Annotated in this window: 17 protein-coding genes; 12 read left to right on the top strand and 5 right to left on the bottom strand. The window is 39.5% G+C overall.

The genetic code is table 11. The features are described from left to right. Positions 1-561 precede the first annotated feature (561 nt). The 3 genes from cmk (at position 562) to BM308_RS11995 (ending at position 4,074) form a co-directional block, all read left to right on the top strand. On the top strand, positions 562-1,251 hold the full coding sequence (gene cmk / locus BM308_RS12005) for a (d)CMP kinase (protein ID WP_074945501.1): 690 nt from the start codon (positions 562-564) through the stop codon (positions 1,249-1,251). A 94-nt stretch (positions 1,252-1,345) separates the two neighbouring features. Further along, the gene (rpsA, locus tag BM308_RS12000; protein WP_074945500.1) at positions 1,346-3,013 is read left to right on the top strand and encodes a 30S ribosomal protein S1; all 1,668 of its coding nucleotides are present in this window, start codon (positions 1,346-1,348) and stop codon (positions 3,011-3,013) included. Positions 3,014-3,189: 176 nt separating this feature from the next. Then, the gene (locus BM308_RS11995; protein WP_074945498.1) at positions 3,190-4,074 is read left to right on the top strand and encodes an aldose 1-epimerase family protein; all 885 of its coding nucleotides are present in this window, start codon (positions 3,190-3,192) and stop codon (positions 4,072-4,074) included. 88 nt (positions 4,075-4,162) lie between these two features. Here BM308_RS11995 and BM308_RS11990 read toward each other — a convergent pair whose 3' ends face one another. The 4 genes from BM308_RS11990 to BM308_RS11975 are packed head-to-tail and all read right to left on the bottom strand — an operon-like array spanning position 4,163 to position 7,833. Continuing rightward, positions 4,163-4,963, bottom strand: a complete 801-nt coding sequence (locus BM308_RS11990; protein ID WP_074945496.1) for a MetQ/NlpA family ABC transporter substrate-binding protein — start codon at positions 4,961-4,963, stop codon at positions 4,163-4,165. A gap of 28 nt (positions 4,964-4,991) precedes the next feature. After that, positions 4,992-5,666 carry a methionine ABC transporter permease gene (locus BM308_RS11985; RefSeq protein WP_074945495.1) on the bottom strand — a complete coding sequence of 225 codons (675 nt, stop codon included), beginning with the start codon at positions 5,664-5,666 and terminating at the stop codon, positions 4,992-4,994. Next, on the bottom strand, positions 5,663-6,706 hold the full coding sequence (locus BM308_RS11980) for a methionine ABC transporter ATP-binding protein (RefSeq protein ID WP_218152569.1): 1,044 nt from the start codon (positions 6,704-6,706) through the stop codon (positions 5,663-5,665). The genes BM308_RS11985 and BM308_RS11980 overlap by 4 nt, the downstream gene beginning before the upstream one ends. Before the next feature lie 2 nt (positions 6,707-6,708). After that, on the bottom strand, positions 6,709-7,833 hold the full coding sequence (locus BM308_RS11975; RefSeq protein WP_218152568.1) for an amidohydrolase: 1,125 nt from the start codon (positions 7,831-7,833) through the stop codon (positions 6,709-6,711). Between the two features lie 773 nt (positions 7,834-8,606). On the opposite strand from BM308_RS11975, the gene BM308_RS11970 reads away from it, so the two are divergent. From BM308_RS11970 to pyrF, 4 genes are all read left to right on the top strand, one after another. Beyond that, positions 8,607-8,891 (top strand): HU family DNA-binding protein, encoded by a 285-nt coding sequence (locus BM308_RS11970; RefSeq protein ID WP_031492121.1) that lies wholly within the window; start codon positions 8,607-8,609, stop codon positions 8,889-8,891. Positions 8,892-9,016: 125 nt separating this feature from the next. Then, a complete protein-coding gene (locus tag BM308_RS11965) occupies positions 9,017-9,310 on the top strand; it encodes a lipopolysaccharide assembly protein LapA domain-containing protein (RefSeq protein ID WP_074945492.1) in 294 nt (97 codons plus the stop codon). After that, on the top strand, positions 9,311-10,474 hold the full coding sequence (locus tag BM308_RS11960) for a hypothetical protein (RefSeq protein ID WP_074945491.1): 1,164 nt from the start codon (positions 9,311-9,313) through the stop codon (positions 10,472-10,474). Between the two features lies 1 nt (position 10,475). After that, positions 10,476-11,168: an orotidine-5'-phosphate decarboxylase gene (gene pyrF / locus BM308_RS11955; RefSeq protein WP_074945490.1), complete on the top strand. Its 693-nt coding sequence runs from the start codon at positions 10,476-10,478 to the stop codon at positions 11,166-11,168. A 38-nt stretch (positions 11,169-11,206) separates the two neighbouring features. Here the strand turns inward: pyrF and BM308_RS11950 are convergent, their stop codons facing one another. Further along, positions 11,207-11,614, bottom strand: coding sequence for an H-NS histone family protein (locus BM308_RS11950; protein ID WP_074945489.1), 408 nt, complete (start codon positions 11,612-11,614; stop codon positions 11,207-11,209). A gap of 210 nt (positions 11,615-11,824) precedes the next feature. On the opposite strand from BM308_RS11950, the gene sixA reads away from it, so the two are divergent. The 5 genes from sixA (at position 11,825) to BM308_RS13700 (ending at position 15,376) form a co-directional block, all read left to right on the top strand. After that, entirely contained in the window at positions 11,825-12,289 is a 465-nt protein-coding gene (gene sixA / locus BM308_RS11945) for a phosphohistidine phosphatase SixA (RefSeq protein ID WP_074945488.1), read from the top strand. A 253-nt stretch (positions 12,290-12,542) separates the two neighbouring features. Further along, the gene (locus BM308_RS11940) at positions 12,543-12,761 is read left to right on the top strand and encodes a DUF1107 family protein (RefSeq protein ID WP_074945487.1); all 219 of its coding nucleotides are present in this window, start codon (positions 12,543-12,545) and stop codon (positions 12,759-12,761) included. 202 nt (positions 12,762-12,963) lie between these two features. After that, a complete protein-coding gene (gene prmB, locus BM308_RS11935; protein WP_083425573.1) occupies positions 12,964-13,983 on the top strand; it encodes a 50S ribosomal protein L3 N(5)-glutamine methyltransferase in 1,020 nt (339 codons plus the stop codon). Continuing rightward, positions 13,973-15,070 carry a chorismate synthase gene (gene aroC / locus BM308_RS11930; RefSeq protein ID WP_074945486.1) on the top strand — a complete coding sequence of 366 codons (1,098 nt, stop codon included), beginning with the start codon at positions 13,973-13,975 and terminating at the stop codon, positions 15,068-15,070. Before prmB ends, aroC begins: the two co-directional genes overlap by 11 nt. A gap of 177 nt (positions 15,071-15,247) precedes the next feature. Further along, on the top strand, positions 15,248-15,376 hold the full coding sequence (locus BM308_RS13700) for a DUF3990 domain-containing protein (protein ID WP_218152567.1): 129 nt from the start codon (positions 15,248-15,250) through the stop codon (positions 15,374-15,376). Positions 15,377-15,515 lie beyond the last annotated feature (139 nt).

Below are 15,515 nucleotides of genomic sequence, written 5' to 3'. Positions count from 1 at the left end.
GCTTCACGAGATAAGGCTTTATTCTTAATCTTTTGCTTCTCGGTCAGATAGCAAACCTGAAATACTCTTGCTGCCAGATCAACTCCTACAGGAACATATCCCTGAGATATAAGCATTGAGTACAGTGACAGCTCGCCTTCGTTTAGCTTTTGAGAATTGCCTGCCATTGAATAGCTCCATTGTTGTTTGTTAAACAATCACACTATTCAATTTAAAGGTTCGGCCTAGGATAGAAACTTAAGACTGAATAATGCGGTTCAAGGAAGTACCGTTCATAATTTTCCTTGTCACCACATCATTCACTTTCAGTTAATACACCTATATATAAGGTACATATTGAGAGCCTCCGGCATTATTAGTTAAACAGTTTTCAAAAACACTTTAAGATCCGGTAGTTACTGCTGGAAATAATCAGAATTTAATGCTAAATTAGCCACCGCAGTTAAAACAGATACCCCAAAAGCTGATTTTTTTAGTCAAAAATGCTAAAAAAAGCTTTTTTATGTGGTATTTGTCTAAGTTTAATGTATAATACAGACCTTAGATTTAAGGATGATCTCGATGTCAGATGCAATTGTAATTACTGTTGACGGCCCTGGTGGCGCAGGTAAAGGCGAATTAACTCGTCGTCTTGCTGAGGCTTTAGATTTTGATCTACTTGATTCTGGCGCAATCTACAGAGTACTGGGATATGCAGTTCGTAAAGCAGGACTGGCTCTGTTTGATGAGGAATCTGTTGTTCAGGAAGCTAAACTTTTAAATCTCTCCTTTGAATGTATGGATGACGGTGTTCACGTACTCTTAGGCGGTGAGGATGTTTCATTAGCTATCAGAACAGAGGAAGCCGGAAACAATGCCAGCAAGGTTGCAGCTTATCCTTCAGTAAGACAGGCATTGCTTGACCGTCAGCGTCAGTTCTTAAAAGAGCCTGGTCTGGTTGCCGACGGCAGAGATATGGGTACAGTTGTATTCCCTAAGGCTCAGGTAAAGATCTTCTTGGATGCAAGTGCTGAAGTAAGAGCCAAACGCAGATGTCTTCAGCTTGAGGCAAAAGGCAAGAGCGCAGATTTTGATACTGTTCTTGCAGAGATTAAAGAGAGAGATGACAGAGACAGAAACCGTCCGGTTGCTCCTCTCAAACCTGCTGATGATGCATTATTGATTGATTCTTCAGATATGAATATTGAGGAAGTTTTCAGAACCGCAGCAGAGTACATAATGTCAAAGACTGCACTAAAGTTTGACATTTAATTAAAGGATTTTTTTGTTGTGCTGTCATGGAAGACGGCATATTTTTTACAACCCCCTAAAGCATGATGCTTCGGGGCTTTATTGGGAAACCTTAATGGAATCATTTGCACAACTTTTCGAAGAGTCATTACAGAATGTTGAAACACGTCCTGGTTCAATGATCAAGGCTACTGTAGTAGCAATTAACAACGGCTTCGTAATCGTAGACGCTGGTCTAAAGTCAGAGTCTGCTATTCCTGAGGAGCAGTTCTACAATGCTCAGGGTGAAATCGAAGTTCAGGTTGGTGACGAAGTAGACGTAGCTTTAGAGTCTGTAGAATCAGGCGACGGTGAGACTCAGGTATCTCGCGAAAAGGCAAAGCGTAACGAAGCTTGGATCAAGCTTGAAGACGCATTTAACAAGAACGAGACTGTTATCGGTGTTATCGATGGTAAGGTTAAGGGTGGCTTCACCGTTCAGTTAGGTGGCATCCGTGCTTTCTTACCAGGCTCATTAGTAGATGTACGTCCAGTACGTGATACTGCACACATCGAAGGCAAAGAGCAGCAGTTCAAGGTTATCAAGTTAGACCAGAAGCGCAACAACGTTGTTGTTTCACGTCGTGCTGTTATCGAGACTGAGAATTCAGCTGATCGTGAGAGCGTACTTGCAAATCTAGCTGAGGGTCAGACTGTAACCGGTATCGTTAAGAACCTAACTGACTACGGTGCATTCGTAGACTTAGGCGGTGTTGACGGCTTACTACACATCACTGACATGGCTTGGAAGCGTGTAAAGCACCCTTCAGAGATTGTTCAGGTTGGTGAGGAAGTTACTGTTAAGGTACTTAAGTTCGACCGCGATCGTTCACGTGTTTCTCTAGGCTTAAAGCAGCTTGGTGAGGATCCATGGGCAAATATCGCAGCTCGCTTCCCAGTTGACTCAATGATCGAAGGCAAGGTAACCAACCTAACTGATTACGGCTGCTTCGTTGAGATCGCTGACGGCGTAGAGGGCTTAGTACACGTTTCAGAGATGGATTGGACCAACAAGAATACTCACCCATCTAAGATTGTATCAGTAGGTGATAAGGTTCAGGTTAAGGTTCTAGAGCTAGATGAAGAGCGTCGTCGCATTTCATTAGGCTTAAAGCAGTGCAAGCCAAACCCATGGGTAGAGTTTGCTGAGTCTCACTCAAAGGGTGAGAAGGTAACCGGCAAGATCAAGTCAATCACTGACTTCGGTATCTTCATCGGCTTAGACGGTGGTATCGACGGTCTAGTTCACCTATCTGACATCTCTTGGCAGCAGTCAGGTGAAGAAGCAGTTCGCAACTTCAAGAAGGGTGACGAGATTACCGCTATCGTTCTACAGGTTGATCCAGAGAGAGAGCGTATTTCTCTAGGTCTAAAGCAGATCTCTGAGGATCCATTTGCAGATTACGTTTCAGCTCACCGTAAGGGTGCTATTGTATCAGGCAAGGTTATTGCTGTTGATGCACGTGGCGTTACCCTAGAGTTAGCTGATGGCATCACCGGCTACATCAAGGCAGCTGACCTATCACGTGATCGTGTTGAGGACGCTACCACTGTTGCTAAGGAAGGCGATGTAATCGAGGCTAAGTTCGTAAACGTTGATCGTAAGACCCGTCAGATTTCTCTATCAGTTCGTGCTAAGGACGAGGCTGAGGAGAAGGAAGCTTTAGAGTCTGTAAATCAGCAGGCTGCTGAGCCTACAACTACCGCTATGGCAGCTGCTTTCGCTGCAGCTAACAAGCAGTAATTATAGATTTGAGCACTGATTGATTTGGTGCTCTGATTTATATGACCCGTTATCGGTTAAACTGATAACGGGTTTTGTTTTTCTGCGCATTTTTTGTAATCCATTCCATAACCATTCATTTTTTCTCTCAAATGTTGCAAAATAATCCTTATACAGAAAACATAAAGGACTATCGTATGGAATATATTGAGAATGAATTTTTAAAAGTTGGGGTTGATAAATCAGGAGCTCAGCTTTCTTCTGTTTACGACAAGAAAAACAAGCGTGAAATTTTATGGAATGCTGACAAGGCCTACTGGGGGCGTCATGCTCCTGTGTTGTTTCCAATCGTAGGTAAGGTTAGAAACAATACCTACACCTATCAGGGAAAAGAGTACAGTTTAGGACAGCACGGCTTTGCCCGTGATCTGGATTTCACTCTGGTTTCTAAAACTGATAATGAAGTTGTTTTTTCATTAAAGTCTTCACCAGATACTCTTAAGGTATATCCATTTGATTTTGAGCTTATTATCAGCCATTCTATTGAAGGAAATAAGGTCCGTGTAGGCTGGAAAGTCGTTAATACCGGTGCAGACACCATGTATTTCTCAATCGGTGGACATCCTGCCTTCAATGTTCCAGCACAGGGTGCTGCAGATTCAAAAGAGGATTACTATCTGTACTTCGAAGGAAAAAATTCATTATCCTACAAACTTCTTGATCCATCTGAGGGTACTGTAGATAACAGCTCAGTTAAAACTCTCGCTACAGATAATGGATACTATAAGATAAAAGAAAGCATGTTTGACAATGATGCGCTTATCTTTGATGAGTATGAAGTTGAAAAGGCTACTCTATGCTTTGGAGATAAGAAACCTTATATCACTCTGGAGGCTAAGGGCTTCCCTTCATTTGGAATCTGGTCGCCAACCAGGAAAAATGCTCCTTTCGTATGTCTAGAGCCATGGATTGGCAGAGCAGATGATAAAGGGTTTAGTGGCAGTCTTGATCAGAAATACAAGGAGCAGAAGCTATCAGCAGGTGAGACTTTCGTGGCGGATTACACCATAGCTGTATTCTAGATGCTGAGTTAATCCTTTCTTTTACATAACAAAGGTAAAGAACAGCAATACCGACAAAAAGGTACTGCTGTTTTTACTTTTTTTGAGGTTACTTATACTCAGGAACAAACCACAGACCGGTATTGTGTTCCTTAATGTAAGCATTGAATTCCTGAGACTGATAAGCATCCTTAATATCCTTGGCCCAGACTGAATCCTTATCCTTTTCCTGGACAACCAGCTGGAGCAGTAAATGAGGAGCAATATCTTCCTGGGCTAAAACAGACTCTGGTGGTACTTTTGCGTTATAGACAACAGAACCTGTAATTACAACGAAAGCAAAATCAGTTGCCACTGCAGGAATATTCAGAGATTTCATCTCAACGAATTCCAGATTAAATGGATTTTCAATGATATTAAGCTTGGTAACCTTTGATGGATCAACATTTGGGTCCAGCTTAATCCAGCCAATCTTCTGCAGAATGTTATAAGCTCTTGCGGTATTTGAGGCATCATTTGGAACAGCAATAGTGTCTCCATCCTTAATCTCGGTTAAATCCTTTTTAGCACCAGGATAGATACCGGCAGGTACAGTTGGAATTGGTGTAAGCGGAACTAAATGACCATCCTGTGTTGAGTTAAAGTTCTGAAGATATGCTGTATGCTGCTCTACGTTAAAATCAACTTCACCTTCGTTTAAAGCAAGATCGGCCTGAAGAAGATCAGAGAGATCGATACCTTTCACTGTATATCCCTGTTTCTCAAGAATAGGCTGCACACCAGAGATAAAGAGCTCTGAATAAGGGCCCTGAGATTTACTGAAGGTCAGGGTTGGATGAGACTCATCAAAAGCGAAAGCTGATGATAAAAGTGCAGTAGAGAGCAAAGATGCAATAACTAACTTTTTCATAATTAACTCCATTTAATGTTATATATGTTTAGATACGTTTTGATTTTTTAGCAAAATAATTACCGATAGACTGTATTAGCTGTACAAATATAATCAGAACTATTACAGTAAACAGCATCAGCGGTGAATTCATTCTCTCGTAGCCGTAGGTTAGGGCCAGATCACCTATACCGCCGGCACCGATTACTCCTGCCATTGCGGTAGCTCCTAAAAGAGAGATCGCTCCGATGGTGACAGATAGAATCAGCGAACCTTTAGCCTCGGGCAGCCAGAAATAGAAGATAATCTGAAGAGTATTGGCTCCCATAGCCTTGGCGGCATCAATAATTCCAGACTTGACCTCTAAAAGAGAATTCTCAAACAGTCTTGCAAGATAAGGGCTGATGAAGGTTATTAGAGGAACTAAAGCTGCGGTGGTTCCGATTCTGGTTCCAACAATAGCCTTGGTTACAGGCAGAATGAAAACCAGAAGAATCACAAAAGGAATGGAACGCAGGCAGTTGATAATGGCACTTGTAACCGTAAACACCACTCGATTCTCCTTAAGTCCGTTCTTTTTTGTCAGAACCAGGATAAATGCCAGAATAAAACCGATTATTGAACCTAAGAACAGAGAAACGAAAACCATATACAGAGTCTGATTGGCACACAGGATAAGCTGATCAGAGGTTATACCGAACATTTGAATTAATAGATTGTTCATAGAGATATCTCCTCATAGCTTATGTGTTTTGAATTTATATAATCGACAGCTTTCTTATAATCATCCTCGTTACCAGTTATCTGCAGGGTAATGATGGATAAAACCAGCCCCTGAATTTCTGTTACAGAAGCAAACATCACATTGGTATGCACGTTAAGTTTGTTATTGATCTGCCAGATAACATCATCCGTTGCATTTTCCGCATAGAAAAATATTCTGATAAGCTTGTAATAGCCATGGTAGCTATTAAGCTCATCAAGTATTCCCTGAGGGATTCTGCTTGGAATAATAGTTTCAACGAAGGTTCTGGCAATCTCACTTTTGGGATTGGAGAAGACATCAATGACCCTGCCGTGTTCAACCAGATTTCCCTGATCAAGAATTGCCACCTTATTGCAGATCTTCTGAATAACGCGAATGGTATGAGTAACAAAAATGATAGTTACATTCAGTTCCTGATTAACTCTCTGCAGAAGATCAAGTATTGACTCGGTAGTATTAGGGTCAAGCGCTGAAGTAGCCTCGTCACACAGCAGTACAGAAGGCTTGGTGGCAAGAGCTCTTGCTATACCGACACGCTGTTTCTGACCGCCGGACAGCTCTTTTGGTAAAGACAGTGCTTTATCCTCAAGCCCGACAAATTTAAGTAATTCTGCTACTCTGGCTTTAATTTCATTTTTTGGAGTGCGTTTTAAGATCAGCGGAATGGCAACATTATCAAATACATTCTTGGATTCTAAAAGATTAAAATCCTGAAAGATAATACCAATATCCTTACGCAGGATTGAAAGCTGTTTTGCCGAAATTCCGTTTATGTCAGTTCCCTTAACATAAACCTTACCGGAAGTTGGAATTTCCAGAGCATTGATCATTCTTAAAAGAGTGGATTTTCCTGCCCCAGATGAGCCGATCAGACCAAAGATATCTCCTTTTTCTATATCAAGGGAGATGTTATCCAAAGCTCTGGTAACAACTTTGTTCTGGGTATACTCTCTTGAGATATTCTTAAAACTTATAATTGGTGAATTTGAGCTTTCCATTACTATGACTCCAGATAGTTCCTGACCAGTGTTGCAACATATTTTGCTGCAGGATAGAGAGCTTCAGGAGAAATCCTGAATTTTGGATTGTGGTTAGGGAAGGTCTTTCCAGTTCCGATGAGAACAAAGAAACCAGGGATTTTTTCCTGATAAAGACTGAAATCCTCACCGCCTAAAGAACGGGGAGCATCTTCAACAATGAATCCTTCTTCTAAAGCTGTAGTTCTTGCAAGTTGCTCAAGCTTATAGTCATTAAAGGTTGCAGGTAATTCCACTGTCCATTTAAGAGAAACTTTAATACCAAAGGTTGATGCAATACCTTTAGCAAGCTCTTCAAAACGCTGCTTTGCCAATATTCTGGATTCTCTGGTATAGGTACGAATTGTTCCCTCTAAAAAGGCACTCTGAGGAATAACATTCCAGGTATTACCAGCCTGAATATGGGTAACGGAAACTACTGCAGAATCAATTGGATCAATCTCTCTTGAAACAATACTCTGAACCGCAGTTATAAAATGGGAAGCAATAAGGACAGTATCCTTTCCTAGATTCGGATGGGCGGCATGAGTTCCATTTCCCTCAAAGAGGAGTTCAAATTTTTCAACTGCCGCATGAGTAGGACCACCTGTAATACCTAAGGTTCCTACATCATAAATAGGAGCACTGTGAATACCGAATATAGCGGAAACTTTATCCAGAACTCCAGCTTCAATGATTTTACGAGCACCTCCCGGTGCCTCTTCAGCTGGCTGAAAAATAACTCGAACCTTTCCTTTTAGCAAAGCTTCCTGCTGTTTTAAAAGCAGAGCAGCTCCGAGAATAATTGCAGCATGACTGTCATGACCGCAAGCATGCATTACACCGTCATATAAGGATTTATAAGGAACAACTGCCTCTTCAAGAATCGGAAGGGCATCAATATCGGCACGAATGGCTACAGTTTTATCTCCAGAACCGATACTTCCTACCAATCCAGTCTCAAGGTTATAAGGAAGGATCTCAATCCCGTTATCCACAAGATCCTGTCTTAATCTCTCTGTAGTTTTAAATTCTCTGTAGGAAAGCTCAGGATGCTGGTGCAGATAATAAAATTCTTTTTCTATATATTCTTTTATATCAAGATTCATTTTTATAACTCCCATTATGAATCTTTAAAAAATTTTCTAGATTGTTATTTATTGATAACTTTTTGTTTTTTTTATAATAAAAAATGAACAGTCTATAGTATCAAGACAACAGACACGCAATGATTTAACAATGACTTTAAATCATTAAATAAGACTTATAGGTAACAGGTTTTCTCTAACAGAGAAAACAGTGTAAAGGCATGGGCATATTCTGATTTACGCCTTGGTGGAATGTATTTTTAGCGACAAATACAAAGGAGGTATATCTTAAGTGAACCATATTCTTACCTTCAAAAATTCTCTATTTTTGATTTTATTATCTGGATGAATAACGATTTCTTCGTCATCACGTTCTGTATATATTCTTTTACAAAATACCAATGATTTCAAATACTATTTTTCTATTTCAGGTTATAAACAATAGCTATAACAGAGAAGAAAATATTTAAATGAACATCTGGAACACTCTAAGAAATGCTAACAAAAAACTAAGTAATAAGTGAATTTTTAAAGTGTTATATGTTTAATATATTAACTATATGATTTTAAAAAAATTTAGAAAAAATTAGATTTATCAACTATAATTAACTCATTAAAAAATAACCAATAAATAATTTATTTATTATTTTTCCTTAACTTAAAATTAGCTATACGTCAAAAAACAGCTAAAAATTTTCTCTTTTTTTTAAATTATTCTTTTAAATCATAGAGAAAAAAATAATACTTGCTATTATTAAAAAGGAAAGAATGATTGTGCGGGTTAGGAGAATATTATGACACGTGCCGAACTAATTGAGGCTTTAGCTAAGAAATTTCCTTATCAGAATCCGATTACAGTGGATAATTCTGTTCGCGAGATTTTTGAAATCATGATTGAAACTCTTTCAGCCGGTGATCGTATCGAGATCCGTGGCTTTGGAAGTTTTGAAGTTCGTATTCATGAGCCTCGTGTAGCACACAATCCAAAGACAGGTGAACAGGTTAATCTGAGTCGTCGCAGAGTGGTGCATTTCAAACCTGGTGTCGAGCTTAGAGAACGTGTAAATATTCTTAAATAACACTTCAGTCATAATCATACTTAAGGCTAGAGAAACATCTAGTGCATAGCGCATCAGGTAAATGAAAATCATTTGCTTTGTTGCGCTTTATGTTATTATATTCATTAGAAATTATGAGGATCGGCATGATTAAGTTTTGGTTTTACTTTATTGTCTTTGTATTTCTGGCTGTTGTCGGCCTTGCAATCGGCAGTGCCAATGATGCTAAGGTCATGTTCGATTTTCTGTTTGTTCAAAAAGAAATTCCGGTTGCATCTGTGCTGGTTATAGGTGTGATTTTTGGTTTTATTTTGGGCATCTATGCAAGTCTGCTTCTATGCTTAAAACTCTGGTTCAGAGAAAAATCAGCTAAATCTGCTCTGAACAAGCTCAAGAAAGAAGTCGACAAACTGAATGATTCAAAAACTGAAAAAGAATAAATGTTTGAACTTCTATTTTTACTCCTTCCTATTGCTGCTGTTTATGGCTACTACATGGGCTATAACTCCTCAAGGCAGAAACAGCAGAATTTAAAAAACAAACAGAATTCAAATTATCTAAAAGGATTTGATTATCTTCTAAACAATAAACAGGAAAAGGCTGTTGATAAATTCATTGCCTTTTTAAACAGTAAAGATCCTTCCTTTGAATCATCCCTTGCACTAGGAAATCTTTTCCGTCAGCGCGGTGAAGTGGATAAAGCCATTGCTCTGCATGAAAAAATGTCCTCAGATGAGAATATTGATGACAGCGAAAAAGAGATAGCTCTGCTTGAATTAAGCCGAGATTTCATCAGTGCAGGTCTTCTGGACAGGGCAGAGGATATTTTAATTAAAACCGTTGATATCCCAAGATTACAAAATGAATGTGCCATTCTGCTTCTGAGTGTTTATGAGAAGGAGCAGGATTATGCAAAAGCAATTGAGATTGCTAACCGTTACAGTGATTCACTTGAAGGCAGACAGGCAAAACAGGTCAGTCAGTATTACTGTGAGCTTGCAAAACAGCTTTCTTTAAACGGAAACAAGGAAGCAGCCGCAGCCAATTACCGTAAAGCAATAGAATGTTCTAACAAGAGTATCAGAGCAAGACTTGAGCTTGCTGAAATTCTGGTTTCCCAGAATAATCTTCTAAAAGCCAGTCAGCTAATAAAGGAAGCAAGTATTATTGAGCCAAATTCAGGTGTAATCTGTCTGGAAAAACTCAAAAAATGCTTTCCAAACAGTGCTGATCCGAATTATCGTTTTGCCCTTGAGGATCTTGTACACAGAACAAATTCGGCAGAGGCAATGGTAGAACTTGTAAAGACAGTTGAACAGCAGTCAGGAAAAGATGATGCTGAAGCTTTACTTTTATCCTTCATAAAGAACAAATCAAATTTAAAACTTTTTTCTGCGCTGCTGGAGATTCGCTCTCACAGCAATGATGCTACCAGCAATGAATCAATAATGCAGATTAAGAGTATTCTTGATGCCCAGATCGCCCTGAGCAACAAGTATTCATGTCCTAACTGCGGTTTTGAATCAAAGATAATGTTCTGGCAGTGTCCTTCATGCAGAAAATGGGAAAGCCTGAAACCTAAGATCGGATTGGATGGAGATTAAAATGACAGAATCCAAGGTTATTGTTGCCTTAGATTATAACGATGAGAAAAAAGCACTGGAGTTTGTAGACAGAGTTTCAAGTGATTTGTGCAGACTAAAGGTAGGAAATGAACTCTTTACCTCTGCAGGTCCAAAATTTGTTTCAAAGCTGGTTGATAAAGGTTTTAAGGTTTTTCTTGATTTAAAATATCACGATATTCCAAATACCGTAAGCAGAGCCTGTGAAGCTGCCGCTGATCTTGGTGTCTGGCTTGTGGATGTGCATACCTCAGGCGGTCCTGTAATGATGAGTGCAGCGGCTGAAGCCTTATCAAAATACAGAGAAAGACCTTACCTTATAGGTGTAACTGTCTTAACTTCTATGGATTCAGTTCAGCTTAATTCAATCGGTGTTATGACTGAGCCAAAGGAGCAGGTGATAAGACTTGCCAAACTGGCAAAAGATTCCGGACTTGACGGTGTGGTATCCTCAGCTCAGGAAGTGACTCTGATTAAGTCAAATGTAAAGTCTCCTTTTATCTGTGTTACCCCAGGAATCAGACCTGCCGGTTCATCAGTAGGAGATCAGAAGAGAATTATGACACCTGCAGAGGCCATTGCAGCAGGTTCTGATTATCTTGTAATCGGAAGACCTATCACACAGGCTGAAGATCCTGTCAAAGCCCTTGTAGATATCAACGCTTCCATTCAGTAGAAATAGCTACAGCAGGTAGCCAAAATTTCTACAATACACTAATCACTATCTTTAATCAGATAGTGATTCTTATCTGTAATTCCGTCTCGCTGCATTACCTGCCGCATAGCTTTTGGAATTTTTCCCTGACCGGACCACAGACACTCGTTACCGTCCAGATCATAGTACATGTAGCGAGGTCTCATTCTGGTACGGTTCTCTCTTACAGAAGTTTTCTTCAAAGCCATAAGATCTTCAACAGTGAAGTTGTGATCATCAAGCGAATCCAGCACTCCGTTGAGGAACTGAATTCTGGCTTTTTCAAGCTTTTCCGCCTGTTCTTCCTTATTCTTAACTTCAGCGTAAAACTCGGTTAGTTTTGAAATAATAAACTGAATATCCTCAGAAGATGCATCTTTGAAGAATGCTTTTAAATTTCTGTAGTTTTTCAGATACTTATAATCCATAGTAACCTTAAAATACTCTGTAATACCTGCTCTATACAGGTAATATTTTCAAAAGAAATACCGTAACTATTTATATTTTAACTGAAAAAATTTTAAAATCTTCGACCAAAATATGAAAAATAAAAATATGTACGGTGTAAAATAAAACTGTACAAAGAGTAAATTAAAGAATTTATCTGACAATTAGCAAACAGAATTTTGGTGTGATTTATGAAGATTATAGTAATTAGACACGGCGATGCTATTTACGAGAACGCAGATAGAGTTTTATCCACACAGGGACAGGATGAAGTCGGACTGGTTGGAGCAAAGCTCAAGGAATTCTTCAAAGCCACCAAAATATACAGCTCACCTAAAACCAGAGCAATGCAGACAGCAAGTATCGTTGCTGACAAGCTGGATTTTAAGGACAAGATTGAATATATACCTGACCTTACACCATCAGGAAATGCGCACAATGTGATATCGTTTATTGATGTCAACTGTGATATGTATGATAACGTTATCCTGGTCTCACATTTACCACTCGTTGAAATACTATCTTATGACCTGAATCAAAAAATCACAATTCCCCCTCAATTTGGTACTGGATGCGCTCTTGTAATGGATTATAATGGCGTCCGGGCTAAATACGAGAGATTTGTATCTCCATATGAAAATGATTATTTATTCTAGGTATGTCATATTTCTTGCTCACATTTTTGCAATTTAACTTGCAAGTCATGTCTCATTCTCAAAAACATGATTTTATAAAATTGAACAAGTCACAAAAACAATAAAAAACTGTTATTAAATAAATAATTGACGCTCTTTTCACAGCAAACCTTATAAGTTTATTCTAATATTAAAGTTGTAAAGTTTATTTTAAATGTGAAATTTTTTTATATTTACTTTTTTTGAAAGATATCAACATAAGGTTTATTTACCGATGAGAGTATTTAAGAAGTATATTCCTAAACAAATAGCAAAATACGTAGTTTCATTTTTCAAAGGTCAGTTTGTTCTAGAAGGTAGTGGGGTATTTGAGTTCGATTGTGGCAGAGTGCTTGCTACAGTTAAAATGGATACAAAATCACTGAAAATCTGTAAGGAAATCAACGAGTGTGCAGGTGAATATGCACTTCGTCTGAACGTTGTTCATTACTAGATAACCTAAGAATTCAATCCTCAGAAAACTGAGGATGGAGAAGTGCCCTCATAATTTTGAGGGTATTTTTTTGTCCAAAATTTCCTTTCTCTGCACAGGATACGATCATTTTGTAAAAAAAATCTCTTTAAAAACACTATGTTTGTACTGTGTTATAATTAACGGCGTATACACTTTATTTTTCATTTTTTTAAATACATATATGTCGAAACTTCAGAATAATCAAGAAATTGCAATCATTCATTCATTATTGGACGAACTGCCAAGTGCAGAACAGATAACCTCTTCAATCAATGACGAATTAACTACTGTTCAGGATGTTGTTCGTTATCTGGTTTCCTGCTTTGCCAGCTATTCAATTTATGTCGGACATGGAACCGCTAACTACTGGGATGAGGCCATCGAGATCGTTCAGGCGGTAATGCATCTGCAACCACCATGCGATGAGTCAACACTAAATTCAAAGCTAACCAAAAGCGAAAGAGAGCTTATCGGAAAGATTGCCTGCCAGAGAATCCTGAATCGAATCCCAACTCCATATCTGACCCACAGAGCATTCTTCTGTGGAAAAGAATTCTACGTAGATGACAGAGTCATTATCCCAAGATCACCAATTGCAGAACTGATTGAATCCGGTTTCGACCCTTATGTGGACAGCCAGCCTCAGAGAGTGCTTGATATGTGTACAGGTTCAGCATGTATCGCTATTGCTATTGCTCTGCATTTTGACAGAGATGTTGAGGTAGATGCTGTTGATATTTCTGATGAAGCACTGGAAGTAGCCAATATCAATATTGAAGGCTACGGTCTTGAGGACTGTGTATTCCCAATTAAATCAGATCTGTTCGAGAACCTTCCTGAAGGTGACAAATACGACGTGATTGTAGCAAATCCACCTTATGTGGACAGCTATGATCTTGCCACCATGCCGGATGAATTCCGCTGTGAGCCTGATCTTGCCTTAGGTTCTGGCGATGATGGACTTGACTGTGCCAAGAAGATCCTTGCCAAGGCAGGTGATTATCTGAATGATGACGGTATCCTGATTATGGAAGTTGGTAATTCAGAGGAACAGCTGGTTGATTTATTCCCAACCGTACCATTCCATTTTGTTGATCTCAAACGTGGTGGCACTGGAGTGTTCATCCTAGGAGTAGAGCAGTTAAGAGCCTATCATGATGTCTTTGAAAAGGCAGCTTTAGAGGTAAATAATGCCCGCTAATACATTCGGAGAAATATTCAGAGTAACAACCTGCGGCGAAAGCCATGGTGCAGCTCTAGCTGCAATTATAGACGGCGTACCACCTCTGATTGAACTTGATGAAAGTGTCATTCAGCCAGATCTGGATAGAAGACGTCCTGGTTCAACCAGATATGGAACCCCTAGAAATGAACCAGATCAGGTACGAATTATTTCAGGTGTGTTTGAAGGCAAGACCACCGGAACCTCTTTAGGCCTGATTATTGAAAACACCTCTCAGCGTTCAGGAGATTATTCAGCTATTATGAATTCCTTCCGTCCTGGACACGCTGATTATACCTATCTTGCAAAATACGGTATCAGAGATTATCGCGGCGGCGGCAGAGCCTCAGCCCGTGAAACAGCGATGAGAGTTGCAGCTGGAGCGGTAGCTAAGCAGGTATTAAAGAAACTCTTCAATATTACCATTGATGGCTGTGTAACACAGATTGGTAATATTAAAACAGATATCTACGATCCAAAAGCTGCGCTAGAGAACGAGTTCAACTTCTCAGATCCCTCAAAACTTGAGGAATTAAAGGCCCTTTTCAAGGAGCTTGCAACAGCAGGAGATTCAGTTGGTGCCTGCGTACAAGTCAGAGCCCACGGAGTAAAGGTTGGGCTTGGTGATCCAGTCTTCAACCGTCTTGATGCTCAGATTGCCTACGCTATGATGGGAATCAATGCTGTAAAAGGTGTTGAGATTGGCGATGGTTTTGATATGGCTTCAATGAAAGGATCTGAAGCTCGTGACGAGCTTACCCCTGAGCGATTCATGTCAAATCACAACGGTGGTATTTTAGGAGGAATCAGTTCCGGTCAGGAAATCATTGTAAAGATGGCCTTAAAGCCAACTTCAAGTATTCTTGTACCAGGAAATACCATTGATAAAGAGGGCAAGGTTACTTCAATTGTAACAAAAGGCCGTCATGATCCTTGTGTAGGCATCAGATCAGTTCCGATTGCAGAGGCAATGCTTGCTATTACACTGTTAGATGCCGCATTAAAGAATCGAGCTCAGTGTACAAATGTTCCGCCTGCAGCTTTTGAAATCCCTACAGAGATGTAATCTCATTCCTATTTTAGACTTTTGTATGAACCGGCTTTTGCCGGTTTTCTTTTTTTTACTTTCTCAATAGACTCCATCAGAAAAGTCTTGCCATTTTTTAAGAAAATAATCGATAACAGTCTTTATCATTTGAAAATTACTTCTTTAGGAGTATCCTTTTAAATAAGGAGATTATACGTGATCAAAACAATTTATCACGGTTCAGACCACACTATAGAAAAGCCCCAGTATAGCATTGGCAAAATTTACAAGGATTATGGCCTTGGCTTCTACTGTACAGAAGATTTGACATCCTCATCTTGCTGAAGCAAGAGGATTCCTACTGCTGACATTACTGTTCAGCTTCAGAGGGTTCACAGTGCTGACTCCTTTTGGAGTTCACTTCCTGCGCTAGCCGGGCGAGCCCCGCCCTTAGGATATTTCCCGCTGCATTTTCATCTGCATT

The sequence above is a fragment of the Succinivibrio dextrinosolvens genome, from assembly GCF_900116345.1.
GTDB lineage: Bacteria > Pseudomonadota > Gammaproteobacteria > Enterobacterales > Succinivibrionaceae > Succinivibrio > Succinivibrio dextrinosolvens_B.
Note: the sequence above shows the minus strand (reverse complement) of the source record. Positions and strands in the feature narration are given on the sequence as shown.

Coding starts and splice junctions, on each gene's coding strand:
- cmk (WP_074945501.1), top strand. CDS start 562: ATGTCAGATGCAATTGTAATTACTGTTGACGGCCCTGGTGGCGCAGGT.
- rpsA (WP_074945500.1), top strand. CDS start 1,346: ATGGAATCATTTGCACAACTTTTCGAAGAGTCATTACAGAATGTTGAA.
- BM308_RS11995 (WP_074945498.1), top strand. CDS start 3,190: ATGGAATATATTGAGAATGAATTTTTAAAAGTTGGGGTTGATAAATCA.
- BM308_RS11990 (WP_074945496.1), bottom strand. CDS start 4,963: ATGAAAAAGTTAGTTATTGCATCTTTGCTCTCTACTGCACTTTTATCA.
- BM308_RS11985 (WP_074945495.1), bottom strand. CDS start 5,666: ATGAACAATCTATTAATTCAAATGTTCGGTATAACCTCTGATCAGCTT.
- BM308_RS11980 (WP_218152569.1), bottom strand. CDS start 6,706: ATGGAAAGCTCAAATTCACCAATTATAAGTTTTAAGAATATCTCAAGA.
- BM308_RS11975 (WP_218152568.1), bottom strand. CDS start 7,833: ATGAATCTTGATATAAAAGAATATATAGAAAAAGAATTTTATTATCTG.
- BM308_RS11970 (WP_031492121.1), top strand. CDS start 8,607: ATGACACGTGCCGAACTAATTGAGGCTTTAGCTAAGAAATTTCCTTAT.
- BM308_RS11965 (WP_074945492.1), top strand. CDS start 9,017: ATGATTAAGTTTTGGTTTTACTTTATTGTCTTTGTATTTCTGGCTGTT.
- BM308_RS11960 (WP_074945491.1), top strand. CDS start 9,311: ATGTTTGAACTTCTATTTTTACTCCTTCCTATTGCTGCTGTTTATGGC.
- pyrF (WP_074945490.1), top strand. CDS start 10,476: ATGACAGAATCCAAGGTTATTGTTGCCTTAGATTATAACGATGAGAAA.
- BM308_RS11950 (WP_074945489.1), bottom strand. CDS start 11,614: ATGGATTATAAGTATCTGAAAAACTACAGAAATTTAAAAGCATTCTTC.
- sixA (WP_074945488.1), top strand. CDS start 11,825: ATGAAGATTATAGTAATTAGACACGGCGATGCTATTTACGAGAACGCA.
- BM308_RS11940 (WP_074945487.1), top strand. CDS start 12,543: ATGAGAGTATTTAAGAAGTATATTCCTAAACAAATAGCAAAATACGTA.
- prmB (WP_083425573.1), top strand. CDS start 12,964: ATGTCGAAACTTCAGAATAATCAAGAAATTGCAATCATTCATTCATTA.
- aroC (WP_074945486.1), top strand. CDS start 13,973: ATGCCCGCTAATACATTCGGAGAAATATTCAGAGTAACAACCTGCGGC.